Here is a 26,868-nt window from a genome sequence, read left to right as displayed (position 1 = left end):
AGAAACTTCGTTTGTCGGCGACGCCCAAGGCTGCGATCTTTTGATCCATCCTTCTCGTTACCGCGCCAGGAATTCTGTTCATGAACCACCCTAGCTTCGTCAGCCCTGACCTGATCCGCCAACGCTTTTCCAGAGCGATGTCCGACATGTACCGCGAAGAAGTGCCGCTGTACGGCGCGTTGATGGAATTGGTGGAACAGACCAACCGTCACGTGCTCGACAGCGATCCACAAGTGGCGCAGCAGTTGAACAGCACTGGCGAAATCGAACGCCTGGACCTGGAGCGCCACGGTGCGATCCGAGTCGGCACGGCCGCTGAACTGGCCACCCTCGCCCGCCTGTTCGCGGTGATGGGCATGCAACCCGTGGGATATTACGATTTGACCCCGGCCGGCGTCCCCGTGCACTCCACGGCATTTCGTGCCGTGCATGAAGCAGCGTTGCAGGTCAGCCCGTTCCGTGTTTTCACCTCGCTATTGCGCCTGGAACTGATCGAAGATCTTGAGTTGCGGGCCTTCGCCCAGTCGGTTTTGGATAAACGGTCGATCTTCACCCCGACTGCGCTCACGTTGATCGAGCGCGCCGAGACCCAGGGCGGTCTCACCGAACAAGAGGCGGTAACATTCGTCGAGCAGGCGCTGGAAACCTTCCGCTGGCACCACAGTGCCACTGTGACCGCCGAGCAATATCAGAAGCTCAGCGCTCAGCATCGCCTGATCGCCGATGTCGTGGCTTTCAAGGGGCCGCATATCAATCACCTGACTCCGCGTACCCTGGACATCGACATCGTCCAGGCACAAATGCCTGCCCATGGCATCACCCCCAAAGCGGTAATCGAAGGTCCGCCCCGTCGTCAGTGCCCTATTCTGCTGCGCCAGACCAGTTTCAAGGCACTCGACGAACCGGTCGCGTTCATCGACCAAGCCCAAACACGCGGCAGTCACAGCGCCCGTTTTGGTGAGATCGAACAACGTGGCGCTGCGCTCACGCCCAAAGGCCGGGCGCTGTATGACCGCCTGCTCAATGCGGCGCGGGATGAACTCAAGGATTTCCCCAATGAAGCCAATGCCAAGCGTTACAACACGCTGATGGCGCAACACTTCAGCGAATTTCCCGACACCTACGAAGACATGCGCCGTCAGGAACTGGCGTACTTTCGCTATTTTGTGACAGAAAAAGGCCTGGCAGCAGCCGAGCTGAAAACCTTGCCTCTGGAAGATCTGGTCAGCAACGGCTATCTGCGAGTTGAACCGTTGGTGTACGAAGATTTCCTGCCGGTCAGCGCGGCGGGGATTTTTCAGTCAAATCTGGGGGACGCGGCGCAGACCCACTATGGCGTGCATTCCAATCAGCAAGCGTTCGAGAGAGCCCTGGGGCGCCCGACCATTGATGAATTGGGGTTGTATGCCGAGACCCAGCGGCGCTCGATCGAGCAGTGTTTTGCCTCGTTCGTACACTGACACTGGACTGACTGCGGGAGCGAGCACGCTCGCTCCCGCAGAGTGGGTTATTTCAGTTTCGCCAATAGCGCTTCAGCCGTTGCCTGTGACGACGCCGGATTCTGCCCGGTCAGCAACAGACCATCCGTGAGCACATAGCTTGCCCAGTCCGGGCCCTTGGAAAAAATCCCGCCTTTGGCCTTGAGCTCGTCTTCGACCAGAAACGGCACGACGTTGGTCAATTGCACGGCGTCCTCCTCACTGTTGGTGAACCCCGTCACCTTCTTGCCTTTGACCAAGGGCTGGCCGTCGGCGCTCTTGGCATGCCGTAAAACACCCGGGGCATGGCAAACGGTCGCGACCGGTTTGCCGGCGTTGTAAAAAGATTCGATCAGGGCAATCGAATGCTTGTCTTCGGCCAGGTCCCAAAGCGGACCATGGCCTCCGGGATAGAAAATCGCATCGTAATCGCTGGCCTTGACCGAGCTGAGCAGCACGGTGGATGCCAAGGCCGACTGCGCAGCCGTGTCCTTGCGAAAACGCTCGGTGGCTTCAGTTTGTGCATCCGGTTCGTCACTTTTCGGGTCCAGCGGTGGTTGCCCGCCTTTGGGTGAAGCCAGGGTCAACTGAGCGCCGGCATCCTTGAAGGCGTAATACGGTGCCGCGAATTCCTCCAGCCAGAATCCGGTTTTCTTGCCGGTGTTACCCAATTGATCGTGGGACGTTAAAACCATCAGGATTTTCATGTCGTCACTCCGTCTCGGGACTGTAATGGTGGCTTATAGCCGTGATGCGCCGAAAACTGCCCGCTTGGCACGCTGCAGGTTCTCGGCGCGAGGTGGATCATTCGGTCTGTCGGGCGATTCGACAAGGTGCGCCACAATTCGACCTGTATTGCGCAGCAACCTGCGCAGATATCGAGGTGTTTTAGCGAAAGAACGTTCCCCTGAATTGACTCGACCTGCGGCCTCAGGGGCTTCGCGGCTTATGGCACGGACCTTGTTAATCGTGAGACCCCCATCAGGCGAACGTGCCTTTCGGGAGCCTCACTTTACTCTAGCAAGGAGAGCATCCATGGCTACACCCGCGTATATGTATGTGAATGGCGTGACACAAGGCTTGATCACTGACGGTGCTTTCACGGCTGACTCCGTTGGCAACATCTTTCAGGAAGGTCGTGAAAATGAGGTCATGGTTCAAGGTTTCAGCCACGAACTGACAATGCCGCGCGATCCGCAATCTGGTCAAACAACAGGCCTACGCATTCACAAACCGGTAATAATCACGAAGGTCTTCGACAAATCTTCGCCCTTACTACTGCAGGCGTTGACGACGGGTGAAGTGATGACATCTGTCCTGATCAAATGGTACCGCATATCGATAAAGGGGACTCAAGAGCACTACTACACCACCGAGCTTGAAGATGCGATCATCGTCCATATCAAAGATTACATGCACAACTGCCAGGATCCGGCGAATTCGCATTTCACGCATTTACAAGACGTGCACTTTACCTATCGAAAAATAACCTGGACCCACGAAGTAAGTGGTACTTCGGGCTCCGATGACTGGCGCTCGCCGGCAGGCTGATGTGCTCGTGCAATAACTATCGAACCGCTTTTTTCCGGTCTAATTTATAGATCGTATTGGAGAAGCCCCATACGCAAAGAAGAGTTCGCCCAGTGCAATGGCCTCGGCATCCCTGCACCGGTAAAGAGCCGCAACACTGGGCGAACGAGACGCATATTAAATCAACGCCTGGAAGTTGTCCGCGAATATAAACATGAAATTTACAGATACATATTTATCAAATGTCGACTCCAATATAATTTGCATCACTCACTGAACTCACCAGCTCGTTAAAAACAGTGAATATCCCTGTACAAGTTGTACAGGAACATTCAACCGATAGAGCAGATACTCAACTTTTTCGTGTGGTGACCTTCAGTATATCGGTGTAAACCACATTCACCGTCTGGCCTTTCTTCAGATCCTTTAGCTTGGCTTGCATTTCAGGTCTTACGACATCGATCGTCTTGGACTGGCCTTTGGGGTTCTCGAAGGTCACCCGATTGTTCTTCACATCGATGTCGGTGATCTTCAGTTGTACCTGTACCTGACGGTAGGCTTCACCCCCCGGATTGGCGCTGCCGGGCGCGGCGCGGGCTTCACCGGTTCGCTCGATGCTGCCCGGCAAGCCTTTGTCGATATCGGTGTCGAGGTAAGCCGCCACAGCGCGGGTGACCTCAATGTCCACTTGGTCGCCGGCCTTCAGGTTGCCGAGGTTCTTGGCCTTCTCGGTCAATTGCACATGCACCTGATTGCCTTCAGGCCCCTCAAGCACGACTTGATGATTGGCGGCATCGACCGACACGACTTTGGTGGTGATTTGATCTGCTTCCACGACAGCAGACAGCGGGATGTCAGCCGCAATGACACTCAGGCTGGTGGCAGAGAGCAAGGTGGCAAGGGTGATGGCTTTGGTCAGTGCGTGAAGTTTCATAGGCAGAACATTCCCTGTGATCATTGGCGACAAACGGCTTTGAACCCGGGTTAAAAGCCGCGTGCGAATGAGCATAGACGCTGTTGCGCGAGTTCGACGCTAATCTGCATTCTTCGCGGTTTCTTGCGCTGTCGACTCTCCGCTGCGGGTGCCCTTGCCACTTTCCTCGCGCCGCGTCGGATCGGTTGGACGCAGGGCATCGTTGTCGCGTTCTGTTTCCCCCGGTGGACGGGGCTCGTCGGGGTTTTCTGATTCCGGTGTCGGTTTCATGGCGTATTCCTCATGCCTCGGGGTCTTCGACTTCCCGGGCAACGTTGATGGCCGGTGAGCCTTTGTGGGACTGCTCCGCTCTGGCTCGCAAGTCTTGCCACTGTTGAAGGTCAACCGCGCCCTGACCCAGCAAATCGTCGGCCAGACGCAGCAATTCCATGTAATGCGCGTCCGGGGATTGTTGCCAGTAAGCCTGGTCTTCAAACAGGCGCTGCCATGCGTCAAGGTCGGGTGGGGTGAGGTCTTCGCGCATGACAGTCTCCGGTCTGTGGCCTTCTTGATTTAGGAGGCCCGCGAACATCAGAGAGTTCCGGCTCAATACCCGGTCATTTCCAGATACCCCTGCCCTTTATGGCTGCCGCTCAAGCGCACCGGGCCTTCCCAGTAAGGAATGCGCAAATCCATCCAGGCCCCGGGATTGAGGGCGTTGATGACGATGTCGAGGTGTTTGTCGGGAATCCGGATCGACCAGCGCACCGGCATCTCGCGCCCTGCCACCGTAGCGGTGTCCTGCGGGACGAGGCGGATGTCGCCGGCCCTTAGCAGTTGCGTCTGGCCTCGGGCATCGATCCACGTTCCAGTCAAATAGGGCTCACCGTCCTTGTGCCGCATGCGATAGAGCATCACTTGTTCGCCACTCTCCAGGTGCAGGGAAAACCAGTCCCACCCGGTCTGATTGGCCGTCAGCGGCTGGCTGCTCCATTCGCGGTCGAGCCACGCGGGGCCGCTGACTTGATACGGCTTGCCGTCGATCTCAAGCGTGCCGCTGGCCTGGAAAAACGGTTGGCTGTAGTAATACGACGCCTGGCCTTGCTCGGATTTTTGGCTAAACCCCTGGTCACCTTGCAACACCAGCGGTTGGGTCGACGTCAGCCGCAATCGATAACTGAAGGCTTTGTCCCGGGCACTGAGTTGCAGGTCGGTCAATGGGTTTTCAGAAGAGGCCTGGCTGCTGAACACCCAGTCGTCGATCCACGCGCTGAACGGCGTCAGGCTGACGCCCGCCTGACCGACGCCCCCCCGGGCATAACGTTCGGCTGCATGATGTGCCGTCGCCGAGGTCACTGCTGCATGCCCGAGCCAGATCGTCTGATTCTCCCAGCCCTTGACCTCGGGTGTGGCTTTCAAGGCACTGCGAAACAATGTCCACTGCGCGCCGAATTCGTGACCCTGCGGGTCCTTGAGGTTGGCGGTGACGTACCACCACTCGATCCGGAAACCGTCATGAGGGCCGTGATCCGCCGGGAAGCTGAACACTCGACCGGGCACCACCTTGGTGAATGCACTCGCTTGATTGCCCAGCCCCGCAAAGCCTTTTTCCGATGGCGCCGGTTGCTCGCAACCGCTCGACAAGACTGCCAACAGGCACACGACGCACTTAATCCTCATGGGCAAAAGTCCTCAGCAGGTCCGCTGGCTGCGTGCGGTACAACGCGTAAAGCGGCCATGCCGACGCCAGCAACGTTGCCAGCAATGCCAGCCCCATCAACTGCAGCAATTGCAGCGGGAACACCCGCAGTGGCAAGCGCCAGCCGAACGCCTGAACGTTGATCACCGTGTCGAGACACCAGGCCAACGCAATGCCCAACGGCAGTGCCAGCGCCAGGGTCAGCACTGCCAGCAACCAGGTTTGCCCGAGGTTGAGCCGCATCAATTGCTGTCGCGTCACCCCCAGCGCCCATAATGGCGCCAGTTGCCCGAGGCGGCTCTGACTCTGGGTCAGCAGGCTGATGAACAACGCCACGCCGGCCACGCACAGGGTCAGGCTGTTGAGGGCGGCGGTGGCGGCGAACGTTCGCTCGAATACTTGCGTGGACCATCCCTTGAGCCGCGCCTGATCGACGATGCGGCTGTCTTCAAGGTCAAAGCGCGCCTGCAAGGCCTGTACGAACGGTGCAATCAACGTCGGCTCGATGCGCAGATTGAAACGGTTCGGCGTCAATTGCGGCCAACCACGCAACAGATGATTGATGTTCACCAGCACGTGGCCCTTGGGATTTCCGTAATCGGCGTAGATCCCGATGATGCGCGGCGACCACGGGCCATTGGGCGTCGCCATCGACAGATGATCGCCCAAGCCGACCTTCAAACGCCGGGCCAGCTGTTCGCTGAGCATCACCGCGTCGTCCGTCGCCAGCTGCTCCCAGGGCTTGTCGCCCAAGGCTTCGAGCAGTGGCCAGTGCTGGCGATAGGTCGGGTGATCGATCACCCCGAACACATCCGCCGGCCAACCTTGCAATTGAATCGGCACTTGCCAGTTGGGCAATACCGCCGTGAGTTGCGGCTGCTGCATCAGCCAGCCGTGCAGCTCCCGGGCCTGGGTCGGGTTTTGTGGATTGAGGTAAAGCTCGGCGGTCAGCCGTTGTTCCAGCCAGTCGCTGAACGTCTGGCGAAAACCGGCGGTCATGCTGCCGGCCCCGATGTTCGCCGCCAGCGCCAACAGCAGCGCCATCAGCGCCAGGCTCAGGGCCGGTAACTGCTGGCGGCAATCGGCGAGAAACCACTGGCCGAGCACCGACCGAGCGCGATGCAGCAGCAGATTGAGCAGCGCATCGAGCACCACGGGCAACGCCAGTGCCGCACCGATCAACAGTGTCGCCATCAACAAAAACCCGCTGATCAGACTGTCACCCAACACCAGCGCCAACCCGGCGCTTGCCAGGGCTATCGCCGCCACCCAGCCCTGGCGCCGCAACCAACGCGCATGCGCCTGATGCCACGCCTGCGGATCGGCCAGGGCCAGCAATGGCAAACGCGACGCCCGCCACAGACTGTTGGCACCGGCGAGCAAAGCGCCCAACAGGCTTAACCCTATGCCGCCGAGCCACCACAGCGGGCTGAGGTTCAACTGCCCCGCCACTTCCGCGCCGTACAAGCCGCGCAGGCTGGCGGCGACATCCGGCAGCAACACGCCGGCCAGTAAATAGCCGCTGACCACCCCGGCCAACCCGCCTACCAGGGCCAGCCCACCCAGTTCGACGGCGAGACAGGTGATCAGCATCCGCGCACTGACGCCACAGGCACGCATCGTGCGCAGCAAACCACGGCGCTGTTCCAGGGCGAGGCCGATGGCTGCATGCACGATAAAGAGTCCGACCACGAACGACAGAAACCCCAACGCATTGAGATTCAGATGAAAGCTTTCGGTCAGGCGTGCCAGATTGTTTTCTTCAGCGCTGCTTTTGAATTGCAGTTGTCCCTTGAACGCATCGGGAAGTGGCGCAATGAAATCCTTGGGCAGTAACAACCGCGACAGCTGTTCCGGCAAACCGAGAATCTGTTGGGCAAACCCGATGTCCACCAGCAACACCCCCGGGGCCATATCGGTTTGCGCATGCAGGGGCGGCAACGATGTCCCGCTTACGCTCAAAGGTCGGTCACCTTCTTTCAATCCCAATGACTGCAAGGTCGATGGCGCAATCCAGGTACTTCCCGGCGCAGTAAAGAACTCGACCACCTGTTCGATTGCCAACGCCTGGCCCGCCACCGGCGAACCACCCGGCAGTGACACCGGTTCGATGCCCATCAGTTGCAGCCGTTGATCTTCATGGTCCTTGAGCGTCAGCCTTCCCTGCAGTACCGGCGACACCGGCCAACCGGCGCGACGCAGGTCGACAAACCATTGCTGCGGGAACGTCCCGCCAGCGGTTGCACTGAGGCTGGCCTGGGGTTCACCGCCAATCAGCTGGCTGGCGCGGGCGTAGCTTTCTCGCGCCTGGCTGTTCAACGCTTGCACGCCGGTCAGCAGACTGGTGGCCAGCCACAGCCCGGTCAGCACACTGAAAAACTGCACTGGATGCTGTCGCCAGTGACTGAGCAGCGCGCGCAGGGTTTCGCCGAAGATGCGCATCTCAGCGACCGTCCACACCGAGCAGACGACCACCGTGCAGCACCACTTTTTCTGCCAGCTGCGCCGCCACGCCCTGACTGTGAGTGACCATCAACAGCGTCGTGGTGCTGTCGTCGAGCAACGCCAGCAATAAGCGCAATACCTCGGCACTGGTGGTTTCATCCAGGCTGCCGGTAGGTTCGTCGGCCAGCAACAGCTTCGGCCGTGAGGCCAAGGCTCGCCCCAGTGCAACACGCTGCTGCTGACCGCCGGACAATTGCTCCGGATAACGTTTGAGCAACTCGCCCAGCCCCAAACGTTGCACCAGATGCGCCTGCCAGCGTGGATCATGACGACCGGCAAGCCGCGCCTGAAAGGCCAGGTTGTCCTCCACCCGCAGGCTGCCGATCAGGTTGAACTGTTGGAACACCAGGCCGATTTCGGTGCGCCGCCACTTCGCCAGTTGCCCTTCGTTCATCTGTTCCAGACGATGCTCACCGCTGCGGATACTGCCGCGGTCGACCTTGTCCAGGCCAGCGATCAGGTGCAGCAAGGTGCTCTTGCCGCTGCCCGACTCGCCCATCAACGCCAGGCTGCTGCCGGGCTTGAGCGTCAGGTCGACACCTTGCAGCACCGGCAACGGCCCCTGCGGCGTGGCGTAGCTTTTGAAGACACCCTGGACCTCAAGCATGAGAGAACCCGTTCGATTGGCGTGGGCCAAGGATAGCGGGCCTGAATGGTTTTTGTCCGTTGGCGATTGCCATCTGGAACGGGCGCCGCCCTACCCTCGAGGCTGGTCTGACCATAACGATAAAAAACGGAGACGCCATGCCACGTTTTACTTTTAGCCCCCGCGGCCTGCTGGCCTGCCTGATCACCGCGTGCCTGACGCAATCGGCGATGGCCGCCGATGCACCAGTCGCCGCCAGCGCGCAAACCGCCGCCAGCAACAGTGCCGTGTTGCAACAACTGCCCTTTAGCGATCGCACTGACTTCGAGTCGGTGGGCAAGGGCTTGATTGCGCCCTTCAAGGGCCAGGTCAAGGATGCCGCCGGCAAGGTCATCTGGGATGTCCAGGCTTATGACTTCCTGCTCAAGGACCAGGCTCCGGATTCGGTCAACCCGAGTCTTTGGCGTCTGGCTCAACTCAATGCCCATGCCGGGCTGTTCGAAGTCAGCCCGAAGATTTACCAGGTGCGTGGTCTCGACGTGGCCAATATGACCATCATCGAGGGCGATGACGGGTTGATCATCATCGACCCGCTGACCATGGCCGAAACCGCCAAAGCGGCGCTGGCGCTGTACTACCAGAACCGTCCGCAGAAACCGGTGGTGGCGGTGATCTACAGCCACACTCACGTAGACCATTTCGGTGGTGTACGCGGGGTGATCGACGAGGCCGACGTAAAGGCCGGCAAGGTCAAGGTGTTCGCCCCCGCCGGGTTCATGGAACACGTGATGAGCGAGAACGTGTTTGCCGGCAATGCCATGAGCCGTCGCGCGCAGTACCAGTTCGGCAGTCTGTTGCCTCGCGGTGAAAAGGGCCAGGTCGATGCAGGTCTGGGCAAAAGCACGCCGAGCGGCGGCACCATCACCCTGATCGCGCCGACCGACCTGATCGACAAGGAACTGCAAACCCGCACTATCGCCGGGCTGGAGGTAGAGTTTCAGCTCACACCGGGTACCGAAGCGCCGGCAGAAATGAACCTCTACCTGCCGCAACTGCGCGCCTTGTGCATGGCAGAAAACGCCACGCAAATGATGCACAACATTCTCACCCCACGCGGCGCGCAAGTGCGTGACGCCAAGGCCTGGGCGCAATACCTGGACAACAGCCTGGCGCGCTACGGCGACAAGAGTGACGTGCTGTTTGCCCAGCACAACTGGCCGACCTGGGGCGGCGAGCGCATCCGCACGTTCCTCGCCGACCAGCGCGACATGTACGCCTTCCTCAACGACCGTACCCTGCACTTGCTCAACCAGGGCCTGACCCCGCTGGAAGTCGCCGACGCGATCAAGAAACTGCCGGGCAGCCTCGACCAGAAGTGGTACACCCGTGGTTACTATGGCTCCCTGAGTTTCAACGTGCGGGCGGTGTACCAGCGTTACCTGGGTTTCTACGATGGCAACCCGGCCAACCTCAACCCGTTACCCCCGGTGGACAGCGCCAAACGCAGCGTCGAGGCCATGGGCGGTGGCGTAGCGGTGTTGGAGAAAATGCGCGCCGCCATGGCCAAGGGCGATTACCGTTGGGCGGCGCAACTGGGCAATCAGTTGCTGTTCAGCGAACCGGATAACGCCGACGCGCGCACAGCCCAGGCCGAGACATTGGAGCAACTCGGTTATCAAAGCGAAAACGCTACCTGGCGCAACATGTACCTGACCGGTGCCATGGAGCTTCGCAACGGCGTACCAACCCATGCGGGCTCGTCGGTATCGGCCGACATGGTGCGGGCGATGAGTCCTGAGATGTTTTTCGATTTCCTGGCCATTCGCCTGGACAGCGACAAAGCCGTTGGCCACGACATGACCCTGAACTGGACGTTCGAAGAGCCGAACAAGGATTTCACCCTGACCCTGCGCAACGGCGTATTGACCCACCGCCCTGGCCTCGACCCGCAGGCCGATGCATCAGTGAGCATGAGCAAGACAACGCTGGAGCAGATCAGCCTCAAGCAAACGGACTTCCCGACGGCGATCCACAAAGGCCTGGTCAAACTGCAAGGCAATGGCAAGAAGCTTGGCGAATTGATGAGCAGCCTGGACACCTTTGCGCCGCAGTTCAATATCGTCACGCCTTGATCGGATGACGCGGGAAAACCGCGTCGCCCCCATCGCGAGCAGGCTCACTCCTACCCAGGCCAGGTTGATCACAACATTTGTGAACAACACGAAACTCTGTAGGAGCACCTGAGCAAGGCTTGCCCGCGATGACGGCGGCACATTCAACATCCATGGTGCCAGACATTTCGCCATCGCGAGCAAGCTGTGCTCCCACAGGGGATTTGTGCCGAGCACAACAACTGCGGCCACTTCAGCACCTGTGCCAACCTGCTGGCGATGGCTTTGCCCTCACTGCACAGAAACCGCTTCCACCAACGGCATCCGCCAGCGCTGTTCAATCACCTCTGGCTTGGGTCCGTACAGGCGCAGGATCAACGTAAACGCGCCCTGCGCTGGCGTTGGTAACCAGTTGTTCGACGACTCGGGCGCTGAGGTCTGCATGACCAGTGTCACCCCGCCATCCTCATCCACTTGCAATGCATCGCGACTGCTCAGGCAGTAACGGTCTATGGGATTGGCGACCAATTGCCGGTCCGGTAAGTCGTACAACGTCAGCGACCAGAACTCGCTGGCCGGCGGCAATTGTCCCGGTGCAAACCGCAATCGATAACGGCGCCCGCCCTGCAACGGCTGTCCCTGACTGTCCAGGCGAGCACCGGTGTAGAACGCCTCTTCGACGCTGTTGCCGTAGATTCCGACATTCGCAGCGACCGCTCGATTCAAATAGTTGCCGTGCAGCGCTTCACGGTTGCCAAATAGGCCCAGCGTGGTGCGCGTTTGACTGACCGCGGTTTGCAGTTGCGCCTGTGCGTCCGCTACCCCGGCCATCAAGGCGTCACGTACGTCCGTGGTCAGGGCTGCCACATCGAATGCCTGACCGGGCACGATGCCGATCCGGGCAAAGCGTGCTCGCAACGCCTGCTCTGATGGCGGGGTCGGGCACAGCGTGAGGATCTGATTCAGCGTCGCGATAAATTCCGGACCCAAACCGGTCTTGCTGTCCCAGGGTTGCCAGGCAATCGTCGGGGCCGATACCGGTGGTGCGCTGGCGGTGTATTCATGCAGGGCACGCAAACGGTATTGCTGCTGCAAGGCGCGCACGGCCGGCAGGTCGTCAGCGTTCTTCAGCCCGGTGCGCCCGAGGATCATGACAATCGCGGTTTCACTACGCAGCACAGCCTTGACCCCTTCCGGCGTCGGGCCTTGCCAGTCCGGTCCGACAATCAGGTAATCCCCCGCTTCGCGACCGGTGCTGAGCACGCCGACATAGGCAAAGTTATGGGTGTACTGATCGACCAACTGGTGCACGTAGTAGCGGTCGGCAGCAACCGCCGGCACGCTCAGTACCTGCGGTTCGCTGCGCAGGTCCAGCCAGGCCCAGGAGTACGGTGTGTCGTTGTTCGGCGTAACGATTTCGCGGTTGTTCGGGGTGTACAACGCGCTGTAGTGACGGAAACGATTGAAGCCGCCGACATAGGCCGGCGCACTTGGATCAAGCGCCTGCTTTTCCAGGGTCTGGTAATGCATGAGCATCGGGTAGGCGTAGATCCAGGCCTCCCGGGCAATCGTGCGCAGCTCATCGGAACCGCTGGCCAACAACCAGCGCGGCAACATCAAGCCACCCCCCAACACGCCCATGCCACCCAGTACACGGCGGCGACTGACGAACATGTTCATGGCTCGACCCTCGCGATAGCAGGCAGCGGATAGCTGCCGTCCAGCGCCCCGCCCTTCGGCAGATACAGGCGCAACAACAGGTTGAATGGGCCTGCGGGCGTCGGCAGCCAGTTGCTTTGCTGCGCTGGTGCATTGGCTTGCAGGATCAGGGTCAGGCCGCCGTCGGCGTCGTATTGCAAACCCGGACTGCGATCACCCAGCGAGTAACGCTCGATCGGATTGGCCGCAAGCAATTGCGTCTTGCCGTCGTACAGGGTCAACGACCAGAAGGCATTCACCGGCGGCAACTGCCCGGCCGGGAAGTGCAGACGATAGGCATATCGGCCATCCAACAACTGCCCCTGACCATCGTGCAGCGCCATCGGGTAGACCGCTTCCAGCGGATCGTTGGCGTAGATGTAGCGCCAGGCGACGGCCGCGCGAGTCAGGTCGTCATCGCCGAATTTGCCGACATTGCTCGGCGAGCGAAGCCAGCCTTGCTGCTCCACCGAGATCTGGCTGGACGCGGCGCGCACCTGGTCTCGCCCCGCTTCGGCACCTTGGGCAATGGCTGGGTTGAGGTCTTTTGGCGGGGCGAACGCTACGCCGGGTTTCACCCCGATGGCAGCGAAACGCTTGAGTTTTGCTTGCTCGCTGGCCGTCCATTGATGCAACGGCGCCAGCGCATTGAAGGTGCTGAACAAAGCCTGCGCCGGGCCTTGTTTGGTGTCCTGATAGGTCGGCAGGTGCAGCGGCGCCATCGGCTCAGGCGTTGCACTTGCGATCACTTTGGACAACGGCTGCAAGGCATAGCCCATCAACACTTTTGCGGCCTCCTGCTGATCTGCTTTGCCTTTGACTTCGGTTCGCCCGAGCAAAAACACCAGGCGACTCGGCGAACGAATCACACCGTTGAATCCGCTTGGCAGCTCACCTTTCCAGTCCGGCCCGACGATCAGGTAGCGCCCGGCCTGATCGCCGGTAGCGCGGGTGCCAATGTAGTCGAGGTTATCGGTGCGCATGTCGACCAACTGGAAGCTGTAGTAGCGCCCCTGCACCGCCGGCACTTGCAACACCTGTGGTTCCGCGCGCAAGTCGAGCAAGGCCCGGGAATAGAATGTGTCGTTGTTTGGCGACACCACTTTGTTGTCCTGCGGGCCGAGCAATCGCGCTTCGCTGTAGAGGCGGTTGAACGGCAGCTTCGCGGCGATGGCGCTGAGCACCTTGTCGTGCTCGACGGTGGCGTAAGCAAACACATAGGCCTCTTGCGCCAGCGCCCTGGCCTGCGATTGATCGAGGGTTTGCGCGTGAACCGATCCCAGGCTTGCGCCCAGGGCCAGCGCGGATATCCAGTAGCGCACGGATAGATCTCCTTACGGGTGATGAATGATCGTTCCCACGCTCTGCGTGGGAATGCCTCTTGTGACGCTCCGCGTCACGCTTTGGGACGCGGAGCGTCCCGGGCTGCATTCCCACGCAGAGCGTGGGAACGATCGAACGACGACGCGGAGCGTGGGAACGATCGACAAAAAAGGGTTACTTGGCCCAGCGCCGCAGGTCCGACGGGGTGTAGTCGTCGGTCTTGGCGGCAAAGCCGACACGCATCGGCTCGGTCTCTTCGTTGGCCAGGCCACCGGCGTAATAACGTCCGGAAATCAGGTCATAGGAGGTTTCCAGCACGTTGTAGGTGAAGCCGTGGTCGTACTGCTGAATCGCATGCAGTTCACCGCTGCGCCACAGTTCGCCGCGGCTGTCGTACTGGTCTGATTGGGCGATCTGCCAACTGTCTTCGTCGACATAGAACCGGCGCTTGGCATAGATGTGTCGCGCGTCGGGCTTGAGGGTCGCTTCGACCACCCACACCCGATGCTTCTCGTAACGAGCCAGATCCTGATTGATATGGTTGGGTTGGATCACAGCGTCGTACTTGATGTCGCGGCTGCCGATCTTGTAGCTGTTGTAAGGGATGTACAGCTCTTGCTTGCCCACCAGTTTCCAGTCGAAGCGATCCGGCGCGCCGTTGTAGCCGTCGATGTTGTCGGCGGTGATCAGGCCGTTGCTGTAACGGGCGCTGTTGTCGTAGGCGATCATCGGTGCACGGCGCACCCGGCGCTGGCCCGGCAGGTATTGCCACGCCGAACGCGGCTCGGCGACCTGATCGATCGGCTCATGCACCAGCACCGCTTCCCCGGACAAACGCGCCGGTTCCAATACGCGGCTCTTGAACATGAACAGGATGTTCGAGTTTGCCTCCAGCCCGCCCACCGTGTCGGCGAAGTTGATCAGCGACTGATTACGCACGTAACTGGTGGCGCCGTTTTCACGCACCAATGCCGCACTGCTGATGCGCTCGTAACTGCCACCGCGATAACGGGTCATATGGTTCCACATCACCTCGAGGCCTTCGGTGGGCAGTGGAAACGGAATGCCCCGCGCATAGTCGTGCAAGCCATTGCCACCGTCGGCCATGCTGGTTTTGGCCACATTGTCACGGCTCGCCGCGAGCACGTCCTTGGGCAGGTTGGCGCTGCGGTGGCTCGGGTAGATGTTCATTTTGTAGCTGTCGGGGAAACGCTTGAACAAGGCAATTTGACCCGGGCTGAGAAACTTCTGGTACTGGCTGACGTTCTTTGCCGTGATGGTGAACAACGGTTTCTCGGCGGCATATGGATCGCTGTAACCGCCCTTGCTATCTACGATACCGGCGTTGGCGCCAAGGCCTCCGGTCCAGGCCGGAATGCTGCCGTCGGCATTGGCCGCCATCTCCGAACCCATCGGGGTCAGGGTTTTGCCCAGAGCAGCCGAATCGGTGCCTTTGGCCTGAGCCAGGCCTACGGTGCAGGCCAGGGCCAGCACGCACAATTGCATACGCATTATGATTCTCCTTAGAAGTCTGCCTTGAAGCTGACAGAGGCGAAGTCGCGGTCGTCGAGGGTGCTGTAGTCGTTGGAACCGAAGAAGGCGTTGTAGGCCAGTTCCACGCTGTAATCGTTCATGTAGACGCCGGTCAGGCTGACGCCGAGCGCTTGCTGGCCTTCCTGGAACGGCCCTTGCGGATCGTAGGAATAACCCTCGACGTCATGTCGCCAGTTGACGGCCGGAATCAGGTTGATGCCCGGCAGCACATCGCTGTATTCCAGGCTGGCGCGCAAGCGATAACCCCACGACAAATCGGTGGCGAAACCCTTGTCGGTGCAGTACTGGTTGGTCACGCCCGACGCCGCGGTGTTGCACGGCGTACCGTTGCGCGTGGAGCTGCGGCCGAATGCCGAGTTGCGACCCAGGCGCTCGTCGCCCAGATCATCGATGTGCACCACGCCAGCCTCACCGAACAGGCTCAGGCGTGTGGCACCCAAAATGTTATCGAAGGCCTGGGTCGCCGAGGCGGTCGCCTGCCAGACGCCTTTGCGCTCCCAGCCGTCGTAACGGTCGCCACGATTGATGTTGAACCCTGTCGGCAACTGCACCCAGGAGCTGCCTGCCGCCCCGGTGATCACTGCAACGTTGATGTCCGGCGCGTTGATCGCCAGCGGCATGTTCGGCCGGTAGCTCAGCTCGCCGGCAAGGGAAATTCCGCTGTTGGGCTCGACACCGTTGAGGCTGATGCCGTACAGGCGAATATCTTCCGGAAAAGCCGCGGCATAAGTCGGCGGTTGAACGCCGCCAGGGAACGTACCGCGTACGGCGGTGTTCTTCGCATTGAGGGTGAAATACGGCAGGCGTGAGTGGTAGTTGATAAAGTAAATCGCCGCTTCGGCATCGTTGAGCGCCGGGATCATCTGGCGCAAAGCGAAACCGAATTGACCGTTGTCCGACGGCGATTCATTACCCCGCGACGGCGCGTACAAACCGCTGGTCTGCATCTGCTGATCGGTCAACACCTGGCTCAGGTACAACGGCCCGCAACCTTTCTGGATCGCATCGCTGCTGGCGAAAAATGTGCCGCAACCGTCGAGAACGCTGGGGCGCCAGTTGTATTGGTAAAAACCTTCGAGGTTGGTGGTGTCCGACAGGCCAAAGCTGAAAGACACCATCTCCACCGGCAACTGGCCTTCCTTGATCTCGACGCCAGGACGGTTGAACGCCGAGACGTCCAGCGGGTTGATCACGTTGATGCCGTTCTGGATCAGCAGCGACTCGCCCCAGGACAATACCTGATTGCCGACTTTCACGTTCAGCGGATGATCGGCCAACTGGAAGTCTTTCCAGACATAGGCATCGAGCATCTCGAACCCCTTGAACTTCGACAGATCGTCCCAGCCCGAATCGTCGAAATCCTTGAACCGACCGTTGCGGGTTTCATAGGCGTGGTCGTACCAGTATTTGAAGCGGATGAACGCGCCCTGCCCCTGGCCATCGAGGCTGAAATCGGTAAGGCCCTTGAAGATCTGCGAGATGGGGTCGCCCCGCTCGAAATTCAGCCGGTTGTCGTCGGCGCTCACGCTCGTGCCATTGGCCTGAACGCCTTGGGCTTGCAAGGCGTTGGCCCGGGTCATGAGGCTCTTGTCGGGATTTTGCGTCGACCAGCTACTGCCCAGGCTCAGCGTGGTCTTGGTCGACAGGCTCCAGTCTTCGTTGATATCGAACGTGGTCGCACAGGCGGGTCCCGTCAGTACGGCAATGATCGCCAGCGCAAGGGGTTGCGGGCGGGTGTGGCCAGGCCGGTGCAGTCGTTGGCGGACTGTGGCGGTGGCCGAGCGTTTTTTTATCATTATTAGGCTCCGGTCAGGTTTGCTCAACCTGATCACGGTGCCTGACGCTCATCGATGACACACAAGCGGTGGCCGACAAAAAGTAATCATCGGAGGTGATTTAAGGGCGGTCATGCGACCAGTCAGGCCGCCGCGATTACCCAAGCAACGGATATACAACCACCTTCAAGGCGCGCCGAACCTCTCCAGATACGCCAACAGATCATCAATTTTCTCTTGATCACTGATCCCCCAGAAAATCATCCGCGTCCCCGACACCACAGCCTTCGGATCTTCGATATACGCCGCCAGTTTCTCCCGGGTCCAGACGATTCCAGATGATTTCATGGCCTCGGAGTACTGATAGTCCGTGGTACTCCCGGCAACTCGCCCGATCACATTATTGAGCTGCGGCCCAAAAAACGCTCTCGCGGACTCCCCGACCTGATGGCAGCCACCGCACACTCGCTTGAACAGTTTGCCGCCCGCCTCGGCGTCCCCCGCCGCCTGCGCTTGCATGCTGAGCCATCCGAGGCTCAGGACGAGCGCCAACACCGCCGTTTTGTTCATGTACACCCCGTTCCACCGTCGCCTGCGATAAAAAATGCTCGCCATTTGAGCATGACCGGGATCGCTGGCATACCTGAGTATGAATCTTTAACACCTAGATGTTCGCCTGCCCAACCTATGCATGAGTGACGTGCTTTTTAAGCCAATTAAGATGGCTTGCTTGAATGTGAACAACCCCGTGACCCACCAGGTGAACATGATGAACACCCCCAAACTCGCGTTAGGCATTGCCCTCTTTTCGGCTCTCGGTTGCATCGCGGCGAACACTCAAGCGGCCGAAGCGGGAGCTACGACAACCGGTGCCGGCACCGCCGCCCACAACGTTGCCGAAGGCGCGCCCGACCGTATCAAGGAAAGACAACTGGCTGAAGGCGGCGCTGATCGCTTGCAGGAACGGCGACTCGCCGAGGGTGGTGCGGATCGCCTGCAAGAACGTCGACTTGCCGAGGGCGGCGCGGATCGCCTGCAAGAACGGCGGCTCGCCGAGGGTGGTGCCGACCGTCTGCAAGAACGGCGGCTCGCCGAAGGTGGCGCGGATCGGCTACAGGAACGTCGACTTGCCGAAGGTGGTGCGGATCGTCTCCGAGAACGGCAACTGGCCTCGGACGGTTCCGATCGACTGAAGCAGAACAACGTCGCGGCGGGCTACAACTCGATGCGCGGCACACGTGTAGCAGAAGGCGGTTCCGACCGATTGCTGCACAACCATTACGCCGATGGCAGCAATGGTTACGATGCCAGCTCCGACGTCATGCCTTACTTCTGCATGGAATGTCGCTGAAATACATAATGTGGGAGCGAGCCTGCTCGCGATGGCGGAGGAACATTCAACATCACTGTTGACTGATCTACCGCTATCGCGAGCAGGCTCGCTCCCACAGGTTATTTGCTTCAAGCGGTTTGTAATTTGGCTTCAATCCTTGAAGTCAGTGGACAGCGCCAGGTCTTTCCACTCGGCCAGTTCCTCGGCGACAAAGCGGTTCTTCGCTTCAATCCTCGCAATGGTGTCGCTGCCCAGCGCCAGACGTTGCGGTGGCTTCGGTGCATTGACCAGGGCGAGCATGGCCTCGGCGAATTTCACCGGATCACCCGGCTGCGCATGGTTGGCCGCCTCGGCATGCTTGCGCATCGCACCGACGGTTGCATCGTAGTCCGGCAGTTCCAGCGCGGTCTTTACCAGCGATTGTTCGTCGAGGAAATCCGTGCGGAAGAAGCCCGGTTCGACCACCGTGGCATGAATGCCCAGCGGCGCCAGTTCCTGATGCAGCGCTTCGGTAATGCCCTCCACCGCAAACTTGGTGGAACCATAGACCCCCCAACCCATGTAGGCCTGGTAGCCGCCAATCGAAGAGATGTTGATCACATGCCCGGCACGCTGGCGGCGCATGTGCGGCAGTACTGCACGCGTCACGTTGAGCACGCCGAACACGTTGGTGGCGAACAGTCGCTCGGTCTCGCTGGCGCTGGTTTCTTCGACTGCCCCCAACACGCCGAAACCGGCATTGTTGATCAGCACGTCGATGCGGCCAAAACGCTTGATGCCCTCGGCGACTGCCTGATGCGCTTCTTCTTCGCGAGTCACGTCCAGGCGCACAGCCAGCAGGTTTGGATGATCGCCCAGCCGGGCGATGATTTCTTCGGGTTTACGGGCGGTGGCAATCACCGCGTCGCCGGCACGCAGAGCCTGTTCTGCGATGAGGGTACCAAAACCACGGGAAGCTCCAGTAATCAACCAAGTACGCATTTCAACGCCTCCTGACAACGACCCGAGCGTGATTGCCGGGCCTTCTTGATGAGTTGACGCCACTGTAAAACTCGATTACTGATGTGATAATCCCAGCAATTTTGCATGGCTTTGTGAAAGGCACTCACAAATGAAAGTTCCTTCTGCGGCCGACCTTACGACCTTCCTCAGCGTGGCCACTCACCTGAACTTCAGCCGGGCGGCGGTGGAGCTGGGGTTGACGCCTTCCGCGCTGAGCCATTCGGTACGGACCCTGGAAAACCGGCTCGGTGTGCGGTTGTTCAATCGCACCACCCGCAGCGTCGGCCTGACCGAGGCGGGTGAACGTCTGTTCGCGCGATTGAAGCCCGCGTTTCGCGACATCGACGACGCCCTCGAAGACCTCAACAACTTTCGCGACAAACCCTCCGGCAACCTGCGAATCACCGCCGGCCGCCAGGCCGCGGAGTTGGTGCTGCTGCCCCTGGCCGCGAAATTTCTGCAAGCCTATCCGGACGTGAAGCTGGAGATCGTCGCCGATGACGGTCTGGTCGACGTGGTGTCGGAGGGGTTTCACGCCGGGGTGCGGTTCGGTGCGCGTCTTGAAGCTGATATGGTATCGCTGCCCATCGGTACCTACATGCGTTCGGTGGTGGTGGCCTCGCCCGAATTCTTCAAGCAACATGCCATTCCGCAAAAACCCGAGGACTTGCATGGCCTGCCATGCATCCGCCATCGCTTCCCCAGTGGTTCGCTGTATCGCTGGGAGTTCGAACGGGGCGGCATCGCCCAGGAAATCGAAATCGACGGGCCGCTGACCTTAGGCGACGTCAGCCTGATGGTCGGCCCGGCGCTGCAGGGCGTCGGTTTGGCTTACGTTTTCGAAGAGATGGTCAAGGTGCCTGTCGCCGACGGCCGGCTGATCCAGGTGCTGGGCGATTGGTGCCCCTACTACCCGGGCCTGCACCTGTACTACCCGAGCCGACGGCATGTGCCGGCGACGCTCAAAGCCTTCATCGAATTTGCTCGCGCCGCCCGGGAGCAGCATCCGGGCTGACGCAGCCGACAGAAAAAAATCATTAACCCCGACTGAGAGAAAAACCGATGGTCACCTGCTACCTCAAATATGTGCTGGACCCGTACAAGCTCGAAGCGTTCGAGCACTACGGGAAATTGTGGATACCGCTGGTGGAGAAATTCGGCGGCCAGCATCACGGCTACTTCTTGCCGTCCGAAGGTGCCAACAACATCGCCATGGCCCTGTTCACTTTCCCGAGCCTGGCGGCTTACGAAAGCTATCGGCAACAGTCCATGAGCGATCCGGAGTGCATCGCCGCGTTCAAATACGCCGAAGAGACCCGCTGCATCCTCAGCTATGAGCGCAGCTTCTTGCGCCCGGTGTTCGGCACCCCGGTGTAAATAACCGGCAGACGATTGTCGGCGTCACCGTCCCTTGGAGGGCGTCGACAGCCCCGGGCTCAACCTTGGTGCAGATCGAGGCAGTAGGTGTAGTAACCGCCATCGCGTACATAACCCAAAGACTCATACAAACGCTGGGCGCTGAAGTTATCGGTAGCGGTTTCCAGGGTCATGCCCTTGGCACCGCTCAACCGGGCAAAGTCGCGGGCGGTGTTCAGCAGCAGCGTACCGACGCCTTTGCCCCGAGCGTCCGGTGTGGTGAACAGGTCGCCAAGCAACCAGGTGCGGTGCGCGTCGATTGAGGAAAACGTCGGGAACATTTGCACGAAACCCAACGCTGCGCCGTCGCTGTCTACGGCAATGAAGATCACCGATTCGTCCCGGGCAATACGCTCGGCGATGAAGTCACGGGACTGAGGCAGGTTTGTTGGCTGACGGTAAAAAACCCGGTAGGCGTCGAACAATGGGGCAATGATATCGATGTGGGATGCGTCGGCGCGCAGGGCCTGGATAGCCATGAGGATGCTCCATTGCGGTCTCGAGGATTAACAGCCTAGCAGCCCATGATCACCTGTAGGAGCAAAGCTTGCTCGCGATGACGGCGCCACACTCAGCACAGATGTTGACTGCAAGACTGCTATCGCGAGCAAGCTTTGCTCCTACCGGTTGCGTGACCTGTGGAGGTGAAGTGCGATTCAAGCCATTATGAAGTGATGGGTCATCAAGGAGCCGTTGCCGATGTCGCGTTTTCCCGGTCTGTGGATGCTATGCCTGAGCCTTGCGCTGCCGTGCATGGCTGACGAGTCGAAACCTGAACACATGGTGTATCTGCGCAACGTCGATCCCGGCATTGAGCAGGACATCCGGTATGCCGGCGCCCATAACTTCACCGGTCATGCGCTGGATGGCTATCAGGCGGCCGAGTGCCTGTTGGCGGCGGATGCAGCCAAAGCGCTGTCACGGGTGCAATCGGCGCTCAAGGCCGAGGGCTACGGCCTGAAAGTCTTCGACTGCTACCGCCCCCGTCGTGCCGTGGCCGACATGGGACGTTTCGCCAACGAACCGGGCGACCCGCGCAAGGCCGAATTCTACCCACGGGTAGACAAGCAGGACTTCTGGCGCCTGGGTTACGTGGCGCGGGTCTCCAACCACTCACGGGGCGGCACCGTCGACCTGACCATGACCGGCCCCGGTGCACTGCCCGCAGACAACTGGACACCTGCCGTCACACCGGTCGATTGCACCGCCGACGTTGGCCACCGCTGGCACGACGGCGCGGTCGACATGGGCACCGGGTTCGATTGTTTTGATGAACGTGCCCATACTGACTCTCCATTGATCAGCGCGGCGGCCAGGGACAATCGCCAGCGACTCAGCCGTGCCATGGAAAAGGAAGGGTTTACCGGCTACGCCAACGAGTGGTGGCACTTCACGTATACCCGGGACCCGTCATTGAAGACTGTCATGGACTTCCCCATTACCCCGCTTGCACCATGAACAATCTGATCAAGGCCTGGTCGTTTCTGGTGCTGTTGCTGCCCGCTGCAGTCGTGGCCCAGGTACTCGACGACAGCGATCAGCTGATTGTGGTCACCAGCAAAAACTGGGATGCCATCCAGGGCATCGCGCAACGCTATGAACGGCACGGCGACAGCTTTGAAAAATTCGAAGTGGCGTTTCCCGTGGTGCTCGGAAAACACGGCATGGGCTGGGGCAAAGGCATGATTGTCGTGAAGGACCCCTCGGGACCGGTAAAACAGGAAGGCGATGGCAAGGCCCCGGCCGGTGTGTTCAAACTGGGAACCGCGTTCGGCTATGACACCTCTGCCGCCACCCGCCTGCCGTATCTCGCACTGACGCAAACCCTCGAATGCGTGGATGACAGCCAGTCGTCGCGCTACAACCAACTGGTCGACAACGGGACACTCGCCGGGGACTGGACAAGCGCCGAACGCATGCGCCGCAAAGACGATTTGTATCGCCAGGGCATTTTCATCGAACACAACACACCGGCCATCCCCGGCGCAGGCTCGTGCATCTTCCTGCACATCTGGCGCGGCCAGACGACACCGACCCGAGGCTGCACGGCAATGGCCGCGGAAGACATCGCGCGGTTGTTCAACTGGCTCGACCCGCGCCGTTCCCCACTGCTGGTGCAATTGCCCGAGGCACAGTACGAGCAGTGGCGTGAACACTGGAAGCTTCCGCCTCGCTGACCAAAGGACTGCACTTTGCCTGGCGCAGCTTTGCTGCAGTTTCCACGAACGGCATGACGATCAGGCTGTAGAGGGTCAGGTAACGCTCGTCCGCTTCACCGGTGCCAAACCGGATGGATTCGGGTTTTGACTGCGTGACGTAGAGCGTGCCGAACATCCAGTCCCAGAGCGACAAGTTGACCCCGTAGTTTTTGTTGAAGTGTCGAGGCGCATCGCTGTGATGAATCTGGTGTTGCGCCGGGCTGTTCAGCACATGCTCGACTACCGGTCCGAACGAAAGCCAGACATGACTGTGCCGCAGGTTTGCCGCCAGCGCATTGAGGATGAACACCATGTAGGTCACACCAAACAGTGTGTAGCGGCTGATCTCCCCGCCACAGGCATACCAGAAGACACCGGCGAAGGCGCTGATGAAAACGATGTCAATCAACCGCCCGACTATTATCTCGCTGAAATGCACGCGACTGGCCGTCACCGGAACCAGCACCGACGCCGAATGATGAACCTTGTGAAACGCCCACAGATAACGGGAATGAAAGGCACGATGTACCCAGTAATGAATGCAGTCCTGTAGCAAAAATACGCCCAGCCCGTAGAGCAAGGACAGCGCCAGATGTTCCTCCATCTGCACCCGTGCGCCCCACAGGTGCGTGAAAAAACGGATGTAATCGCCGGAACTCAGAACATACGGATCAACCAGCCCGACCACGGGCACGACCAGCATGACCTTGAGGATCGCCCGCACAAAGTAATAGCGGTAATCGAGCAATGCCGAAGGATGAAAATGCACACGGTTACCGCCGATGAATTGCCAGAACGTGCGTGCATTGGTCAGGCCCCGGGGCTTCCTGAAACGGAACAACCCATAGGCAACGACATAAGAGATGAAAAGGAATGCCACACAGAGGCGGCCATTGAGGTCGAACAGACCGAGGAACCGCTCGCTGACAGGTGCGATCACCCAGCGAAACAGGTATTGGTAGAACGGTGCGAGAACATCCATGAACGGCTGCCCCCTTTCGAAGCAAGTACGTTGTTGGCCAGATTGGAAATGGGTGAAACCCTGTGAGTGACAAGTCCATTTCCGACCAACATCCGTTCATCACATCCAGGCGCACGAGCCCGATGACCTGTGCCTTCCCGGTTTGCACCGTACCATCGAGTGCAGACGCTATTGCGGATGTATCTTATTCAGGCTTTTGTGTTTCGGCAACAGGCGTGCCTGCCTGTTTTGCGATAGTCGCGTCTCACAGCAACGCACTTGGATATCTTCGGTTCGCCCTGAGTTGTGCGACCTGATGCGTCAATCAAGACCGGGGACCTGTAGGAGCGAGCCTGCTCGCGATGAGGGGGGCACATTCACCGTCTGCAGCGACTGACACACCACCATCGCGAGCCTGCTAGCGCCTTCAGGGAGATTCGGTTTTTTCAGAAGTGAATTTCGGCAGCCGGGATCACATCGATCCGCGCTACCGAGCCGGTCAAGTGCGCCAGATCCTTGTTGTGCTCGGCAATGATGTCTTCGGCGGTGAGGTTACCGTTGTCGACGGTGGAGTGTGCATCCGCCGCCAGTACCACGTCGTAACCCAGTTTCAATGCCTGGCGCACGGTGGCGTTGACGCAGTAATCGGTTTGCAGCCCGCAGATGACCAAGCGATCGAAATCCTGCACCGGCAGCAGTTTTTGCAGGTTGGTCTGGTAGAACGAATCACCGGTGGTCTTGCGTACGCGCCAATCCGTGGCCGCAGTCGCCAAGCCTTCAGCCAGTTGCCAGCCAGCGGTGTCATGAGCAAAAGGACTGCCCTCTTCTTCTTCGTGCTGGATAATCACCACCGGAGCTCCGGCATTGCGCGCACGCGCAGAAAGCTCGTTGATGGTATCGATGACACGCCCGATCTCGAAGCACTCGTATTCGCCTGAACACAGAGCCTGCTGGACGTCGATGATTAACAATGCGGTGGTCATGATTCCTTCCTTGAACATTCAGAGTGGCAGGGGACGAACATAAGTCCGTCCCCCCTCGAACACAACCCTCAGTAACCCAGCGACAAGCCGGTGTTACGCCGCGGATCGTTGGCCCCGTAGAAACGGTTCTTGCCCACCGGTTTGCCATCCAGTGACGGCGCGCCAACCAGGATCGCCGCCAGGTGGTTGGCATCCTGCGGGCCGGCAAACTTGTGGCCCCAGCTTTCGAGGATCTTCACCGTATCCGGGCTGGTGGTGAACGTTTCCAGGTTGGTTTCCTCCGGCAGCCACTGCTGGTGGAATCGCGGTGCATCGACCGCTTCCTGGATGTTCATGCCGTAGTCGATGACGTTGAGCATGGTCAGCAGAGTGGCCGTGATGATCCGGCTGCCACCCGGCGTACCCACCACCATCACCACTTTGCCGTCCTTGGTGACGATGGTCGGGCTCATGGACGACAACGGCGCCTTGCCCGGCGCGATGGCATTGGCCTCGCCCTGCACCAGACCGTACATGTTGGGCACGCCGATCTTCGAGGTGAAGTCGTCCATCTCATCGTTGAGGATGACCCCGGTCTTGCTGGCCATGACCCCGGCACCGAACCAGTCGTTGAGGGTGTAGGTCACCGACACCGCGTTGCCCCATTTGTCGACGATCGAGTAATGGGTGGTGTTGCTGCCTTCGTGGGGCGCTACGCCAGGCTTGAGGTCCTTCGACACCCCGGCCTTCTGCGGGCTGATCGCTTCGCGCAGCTTGGTCGCGTAGTTTTTGTCGAGCAGATGGGCGATCGGGTTTTTTACGAAATCCGGATCCCCCAGGTAGCTGTTGCGGTCGACGTAAGCGTGGCGCATCGCTTCGATCTGGTAGTGCATGCCCTGGGCCGAGTGATAGCCCAGGTCCTTCATCGGATAGCCTTCGAGGATGTTCATGATCTGGCAGATCACTACGCCGCCAGAACTCGGTGGCGGTGCCGACACCACGTGGTAACCGCGGTAGTCGCATTCGATCGGCGCCAGTTCGCGGGTCTTGTATTTGTCGAGGTCGGCCTGGGTGATGATGCCTTTGTTGGCCTGGCTGGACGTGACGATGGCGTCGGCCACCCAGCCTTTGTAGAAGCCGTCGGCGCCCTTCTCGGAAATTTCCCGCAGGGTTTTGCCGAGGTCCTTTTGCACAAGCTTTTGCCCGACCTGCATTGGCTCGCCGTTGCTGAGGAAAATCGCGCCGGAATCCTTGATATCCTTCTTGAACACGTCGGTGGCGTATTCCAGCAACTCGACATCACCCTGTTCCAGCACGAAACCGTCTTCCGCGAGTTTGATCGCCGGGGCAATGACTTCCTTGCGCGGTTTGGTGCCGTATTTGCTCAAGGCCAGTTCCATGCCGGAAACAGTGCCCGGCACGCCGACAGCCAGGTGACCACGGGTGCTCAGGTCCGGCACGACGTTGCCGTCCTTGTCGAGGTACATGTCGGCAGTGGCAGCCAAGGGGGCTTTTTCGCGGAAGTCGAGGAAGGTCTTGCGCCCGTCGGCCAGTTGAATGGTCATGAAACCACCACCGCCCAGATTACCCGCCGCCGGATACACCACGGCCAGTGCGTAACCCACCGCGACAGCGGCGTCGACCGCGTTGCCGCCATTTTTCAGAACATCAACGCCCACGTGGCTGGCCAGGTGCTGAGCGGTGACCACCATGCCGTTTTCAGCGGCGACCGGGGCCACAGAGGCCGCGTTGGCCGTCAGACAGCTGAGAGCCAATGAGGTCGCTATCAGCGTTTTGGCAAAAGGTTCGTACTTCATGAGTCGG

General features: G+C 59.9%; 25 protein-coding genes. 8 read left to right on the top strand and 17 right to left on the bottom strand.

The annotated features are described in order from the left end of the window. The first annotated feature begins 80 nt into the window (after positions 1-80). Positions 81-1,460, top strand: coding sequence for a VOC family protein (locus D8U73_RS28040; RefSeq protein ID WP_130906311.1), 1,380 nt, complete (start codon positions 81-83; stop codon positions 1,458-1,460). 47 nt (positions 1,461-1,507) lie between these two features. On the opposite strand, the gene D8U73_RS28035 is transcribed toward D8U73_RS28040, so the two are convergent. Beyond that, positions 1,508-2,185: a type 1 glutamine amidotransferase domain-containing protein gene (locus D8U73_RS28035; protein ID WP_056854566.1), complete on the bottom strand. Its 678-nt coding sequence runs from the start codon at positions 2,183-2,185 to the stop codon at positions 1,508-1,510. Positions 2,186-2,513: 328 nt separating this feature from the next. Here D8U73_RS28035 and D8U73_RS28030 point away from each other — a divergent pair, with 328 nt between their 5' ends. Next, positions 2,514-3,029, top strand: a complete 516-nt coding sequence (locus D8U73_RS28030; protein WP_056854567.1) for an Hcp family type VI secretion system effector — start codon at positions 2,514-2,516, stop codon at positions 3,027-3,029. 331 nt (positions 3,030-3,360) lie between these two features. Here D8U73_RS28030 and D8U73_RS28025 read toward each other — a convergent pair whose 3' ends face one another. From D8U73_RS28025 to D8U73_RS28005, 6 genes are all read right to left on the bottom strand, one after another. Beyond that, positions 3,361-3,942, bottom strand: coding sequence for a hypothetical protein (locus tag D8U73_RS28025; protein ID WP_056854568.1), 582 nt, complete (start codon positions 3,940-3,942; stop codon positions 3,361-3,363). Positions 3,943-4,041: 99 nt separating this feature from the next. Next, on the bottom strand, positions 4,042-4,212 hold the full coding sequence (locus tag D8U73_RS29290) for a hypothetical protein (RefSeq protein WP_177336583.1): 171 nt from the start codon (positions 4,210-4,212) through the stop codon (positions 4,042-4,044). 10 nt (positions 4,213-4,222) lie between these two features. After that, positions 4,223-4,465: a hypothetical protein gene (locus tag D8U73_RS28020; RefSeq protein ID WP_130906310.1), complete on the bottom strand. Its 243-nt coding sequence runs from the start codon at positions 4,463-4,465 to the stop codon at positions 4,223-4,225. 62 nt (positions 4,466-4,527) lie between these two features. Further along, positions 4,528-5,601 (bottom strand): lipocalin-like domain-containing protein, encoded by a 1,074-nt coding sequence (locus tag D8U73_RS28015; RefSeq protein WP_130906309.1) that lies wholly within the window; start codon positions 5,599-5,601, stop codon positions 4,528-4,530. Further along, positions 5,591-8,062 carry an FtsX-like permease family protein gene (locus D8U73_RS28010; RefSeq protein ID WP_056854571.1) on the bottom strand — a complete coding sequence of 824 codons (2,472 nt, stop codon included), beginning with the start codon at positions 8,060-8,062 and terminating at the stop codon, positions 5,591-5,593. The genes D8U73_RS28015 and D8U73_RS28010 overlap by 11 nt, the downstream gene beginning before the upstream one ends. 1 nt (position 8,063) lies before the next feature. Continuing rightward, positions 8,064-8,732 (bottom strand): ABC transporter ATP-binding protein, encoded by a 669-nt coding sequence (locus tag D8U73_RS28005; protein WP_056854572.1) that lies wholly within the window; start codon positions 8,730-8,732, stop codon positions 8,064-8,066. A gap of 137 nt (positions 8,733-8,869) precedes the next feature. On the opposite strand from D8U73_RS28005, the gene D8U73_RS28000 reads away from it, so the two are divergent. Next, on the top strand, positions 8,870-10,843 hold the full coding sequence (locus D8U73_RS28000) for an alkyl sulfatase dimerization domain-containing protein (RefSeq protein WP_130906308.1): 1,974 nt from the start codon (positions 8,870-8,872) through the stop codon (positions 10,841-10,843). A gap of 270 nt (positions 10,844-11,113) precedes the next feature. On the opposite strand, the gene D8U73_RS27995 is transcribed toward D8U73_RS28000, so the two are convergent. The 5 genes from D8U73_RS27995 to D8U73_RS27975 form a co-directional block, all read right to left on the bottom strand. Beyond that, entirely contained in the window at positions 11,114-12,502 is a 1,389-nt protein-coding gene (locus D8U73_RS27995) for a DUF1254 domain-containing protein (protein WP_130906307.1), read from the bottom strand. Then, on the bottom strand, positions 12,499-13,842 hold the full coding sequence (locus tag D8U73_RS27990) for a DUF1254 domain-containing protein (protein ID WP_130906306.1): 1,344 nt from the start codon (positions 13,840-13,842) through the stop codon (positions 12,499-12,501). The genes D8U73_RS27995 and D8U73_RS27990 overlap by 4 nt, the downstream gene beginning before the upstream one ends. 175 nt (positions 13,843-14,017) lie before the next feature. After that, positions 14,018-15,355, bottom strand: coding sequence for a DUF1329 domain-containing protein (locus D8U73_RS27985; protein WP_130906305.1), 1,338 nt, complete (start codon positions 15,353-15,355; stop codon positions 14,018-14,020). Between the two features lie 11 nt (positions 15,356-15,366). Next, complete coding sequence (locus D8U73_RS27980) at positions 15,367-17,193, bottom strand: DUF1302 domain-containing protein (protein WP_130906304.1); 1,827 nt, start codon at positions 17,191-17,193, stop codon at positions 15,367-15,369. A gap of 165 nt (positions 17,194-17,358) precedes the next feature. Beyond that, positions 17,359-17,742 carry a cytochrome c family protein gene (locus tag D8U73_RS27975; protein ID WP_056854886.1) on the bottom strand — a complete coding sequence of 128 codons (384 nt, stop codon included), beginning with the start codon at positions 17,740-17,742 and terminating at the stop codon, positions 17,359-17,361. Between the two features lie 199 nt (positions 17,743-17,941). Between D8U73_RS27975 and D8U73_RS29635 the strand changes: the two genes are divergently transcribed. Continuing rightward, positions 17,942-18,523: a phage infection protein gene (locus tag D8U73_RS29635; RefSeq protein WP_241664345.1), complete on the top strand. Its 582-nt coding sequence runs from the start codon at positions 17,942-17,944 to the stop codon at positions 18,521-18,523. Positions 18,524-18,655: 132 nt separating this feature from the next. On the opposite strand, the gene D8U73_RS27965 is transcribed toward D8U73_RS29635, so the two are convergent. Further along, positions 18,656-19,486: an oxidoreductase gene (locus D8U73_RS27965; RefSeq protein ID WP_056854578.1), complete on the bottom strand. Its 831-nt coding sequence runs from the start codon at positions 19,484-19,486 to the stop codon at positions 18,656-18,658. A gap of 130 nt (positions 19,487-19,616) precedes the next feature. On the opposite strand from D8U73_RS27965, the gene D8U73_RS27960 reads away from it, so the two are divergent. Then, positions 19,617-20,522: a LysR family transcriptional regulator gene (locus tag D8U73_RS27960; protein ID WP_130906303.1), complete on the top strand. Its 906-nt coding sequence runs from the start codon at positions 19,617-19,619 to the stop codon at positions 20,520-20,522. A 47-nt stretch (positions 20,523-20,569) separates the two neighbouring features. Continuing rightward, positions 20,570-20,884, top strand: a complete 315-nt coding sequence (locus D8U73_RS27955) for an NIPSNAP family protein (protein WP_056854580.1) — start codon at positions 20,570-20,572, stop codon at positions 20,882-20,884. A 59-nt stretch (positions 20,885-20,943) separates the two neighbouring features. On the opposite strand, the gene D8U73_RS27950 is transcribed toward D8U73_RS27955, so the two are convergent. Beyond that, positions 20,944-21,402: a GNAT family N-acetyltransferase gene (locus D8U73_RS27950; protein ID WP_130906302.1), complete on the bottom strand. Its 459-nt coding sequence runs from the start codon at positions 21,400-21,402 to the stop codon at positions 20,944-20,946. Positions 21,403-21,622: 220 nt separating this feature from the next. Here D8U73_RS27950 and D8U73_RS27945 point away from each other — a divergent pair, with 220 nt between their 5' ends. Both D8U73_RS27945 and D8U73_RS27940 read left to right on the top strand, forming a co-directional pair. After that, on the top strand, positions 21,623-22,381 hold the full coding sequence (locus tag D8U73_RS27945; protein WP_130906301.1) for a M15 family metallopeptidase: 759 nt from the start codon (positions 21,623-21,625) through the stop codon (positions 22,379-22,381). Next, positions 22,378-23,100 (top strand): L,D-transpeptidase family protein, encoded by a 723-nt coding sequence (locus D8U73_RS27940; RefSeq protein WP_130906300.1) that lies wholly within the window; start codon positions 22,378-22,380, stop codon positions 23,098-23,100. Before D8U73_RS27945 ends, D8U73_RS27940 begins: the two co-directional genes overlap by 4 nt. Here D8U73_RS27940 and D8U73_RS27935 read toward each other — a convergent pair. The 3 genes from D8U73_RS27935 to ggt form a co-directional block, all read right to left on the bottom strand. Further along, positions 23,003-24,103, bottom strand: coding sequence for a sterol desaturase family protein (locus D8U73_RS27935; protein ID WP_056854584.1), 1,101 nt, complete (start codon positions 24,101-24,103; stop codon positions 23,003-23,005). The genes D8U73_RS27940 and D8U73_RS27935 overlap by 98 nt on opposite strands. Positions 24,104-24,528: 425 nt before the next feature. Further along, a complete protein-coding gene (locus D8U73_RS27930) occupies positions 24,529-25,065 on the bottom strand; it encodes a cysteine hydrolase family protein (protein WP_056854585.1) in 537 nt (178 codons plus the stop codon). 68 nt (positions 25,066-25,133) lie between these two features. Further along, on the bottom strand, positions 25,134-26,861 hold the full coding sequence (ggt, locus tag D8U73_RS27925; protein WP_056854586.1) for a gamma-glutamyltransferase: 1,728 nt from the start codon (positions 26,859-26,861) through the stop codon (positions 25,134-25,136). Between the last annotated feature and the right edge of the window lie 7 nt (positions 26,862-26,868).

The sequence above is a fragment of the Pseudomonas sp. Sample_22 genome, from assembly GCF_004307635.1.
GTDB lineage: Bacteria > Pseudomonadota > Gammaproteobacteria > Pseudomonadales > Pseudomonadaceae > Aquipseudomonas.
Note: the sequence above shows the minus strand (reverse complement) of the source record. Positions and strands in the feature narration are given on the sequence as shown.

Bases quoted from the DNA above. Each gene is read 5' to 3' on its own strand.
- D8U73_RS28040 (WP_130906311.1), top strand. From the start codon at position 81: ATGAACCACCCTAGCTTCGTCAGCCCTGACCTGATCCGCCAACGCTTT.
- D8U73_RS28035 (WP_056854566.1), bottom strand. From the start codon at position 2,185: ATGAAAATCCTGATGGTTTTAACGTCCCACGATCAATTGGGTAACACC.
- D8U73_RS28030 (WP_056854567.1), top strand. From the start codon at position 2,514: ATGGCTACACCCGCGTATATGTATGTGAATGGCGTGACACAAGGCTTG.
- D8U73_RS28025 (WP_056854568.1), bottom strand. From the start codon at position 3,942: ATGAAACTTCACGCACTGACCAAAGCCATCACCCTTGCCACCTTGCTC.
- D8U73_RS29290 (WP_177336583.1), bottom strand. From the start codon at position 4,212: ATGAAACCGACACCGGAATCAGAAAACCCCGACGAGCCCCGTCCACCG.
- D8U73_RS28020 (WP_130906310.1), bottom strand. From the start codon at position 4,465: ATGCGCGAAGACCTCACCCCACCCGACCTTGACGCATGGCAGCGCCTG.
- D8U73_RS28015 (WP_130906309.1), bottom strand. From the start codon at position 5,601: ATGAGGATTAAGTGCGTCGTGTGCCTGTTGGCAGTCTTGTCGAGCGGT.
- D8U73_RS28010 (WP_056854571.1), bottom strand. From the start codon at position 8,062: ATGCGCATCTTCGGCGAAACCCTGCGCGCGCTGCTCAGTCACTGGCGA.
- D8U73_RS28005 (WP_056854572.1), bottom strand. From the start codon at position 8,732: ATGCTTGAGGTCCAGGGTGTCTTCAAAAGCTACGCCACGCCGCAGGGG.
- D8U73_RS28000 (WP_130906308.1), top strand. From the start codon at position 8,870: ATGCCACGTTTTACTTTTAGCCCCCGCGGCCTGCTGGCCTGCCTGATC.
- D8U73_RS27995 (WP_130906307.1), bottom strand. From the start codon at position 12,502: ATGAACATGTTCGTCAGTCGCCGCCGTGTACTGGGTGGCATGGGCGTG.
- D8U73_RS27985 (WP_130906305.1), bottom strand. From the start codon at position 15,355: ATGCGTATGCAATTGTGCGTGCTGGCCCTGGCCTGCACCGTAGGCCTG.
- D8U73_RS27980 (WP_130906304.1), bottom strand. From the start codon at position 17,193: ATGATAAAAAAACGCTCGGCCACCGCCACAGTCCGCCAACGACTGCAC.
- D8U73_RS27975 (WP_056854886.1), bottom strand. From the start codon at position 17,742: ATGAACAAAACGGCGGTGTTGGCGCTCGTCCTGAGCCTCGGATGGCTC.
- D8U73_RS29635 (WP_241664345.1), top strand. From the start codon at position 17,942: ATGAACACCCCCAAACTCGCGTTAGGCATTGCCCTCTTTTCGGCTCTC.
- D8U73_RS27965 (WP_056854578.1), bottom strand. From the start codon at position 19,486: ATGCGTACTTGGTTGATTACTGGAGCTTCCCGTGGTTTTGGTACCCTC.
- D8U73_RS27960 (WP_130906303.1), top strand. From the start codon at position 19,617: ATGAAAGTTCCTTCTGCGGCCGACCTTACGACCTTCCTCAGCGTGGCC.
- D8U73_RS27955 (WP_056854580.1), top strand. From the start codon at position 20,570: ATGGTCACCTGCTACCTCAAATATGTGCTGGACCCGTACAAGCTCGAA.
- D8U73_RS27950 (WP_130906302.1), bottom strand. From the start codon at position 21,402: ATGGCTATCCAGGCCCTGCGCGCCGACGCATCCCACATCGATATCATT.
- D8U73_RS27945 (WP_130906301.1), top strand. From the start codon at position 21,623: ATGTCGCGTTTTCCCGGTCTGTGGATGCTATGCCTGAGCCTTGCGCTG.
- D8U73_RS27940 (WP_130906300.1), top strand. From the start codon at position 22,378: ATGAACAATCTGATCAAGGCCTGGTCGTTTCTGGTGCTGTTGCTGCCC.
- D8U73_RS27935 (WP_056854584.1), bottom strand. From the start codon at position 24,103: ATGGATGTTCTCGCACCGTTCTACCAATACCTGTTTCGCTGGGTGATC.
- D8U73_RS27930 (WP_056854585.1), bottom strand. From the start codon at position 25,065: ATGACCACCGCATTGTTAATCATCGACGTCCAGCAGGCTCTGTGTTCA.
- ggt (WP_056854586.1), bottom strand. From the start codon at position 26,861: ATGAAGTACGAACCTTTTGCCAAAACGCTGATAGCGACCTCATTGGCT.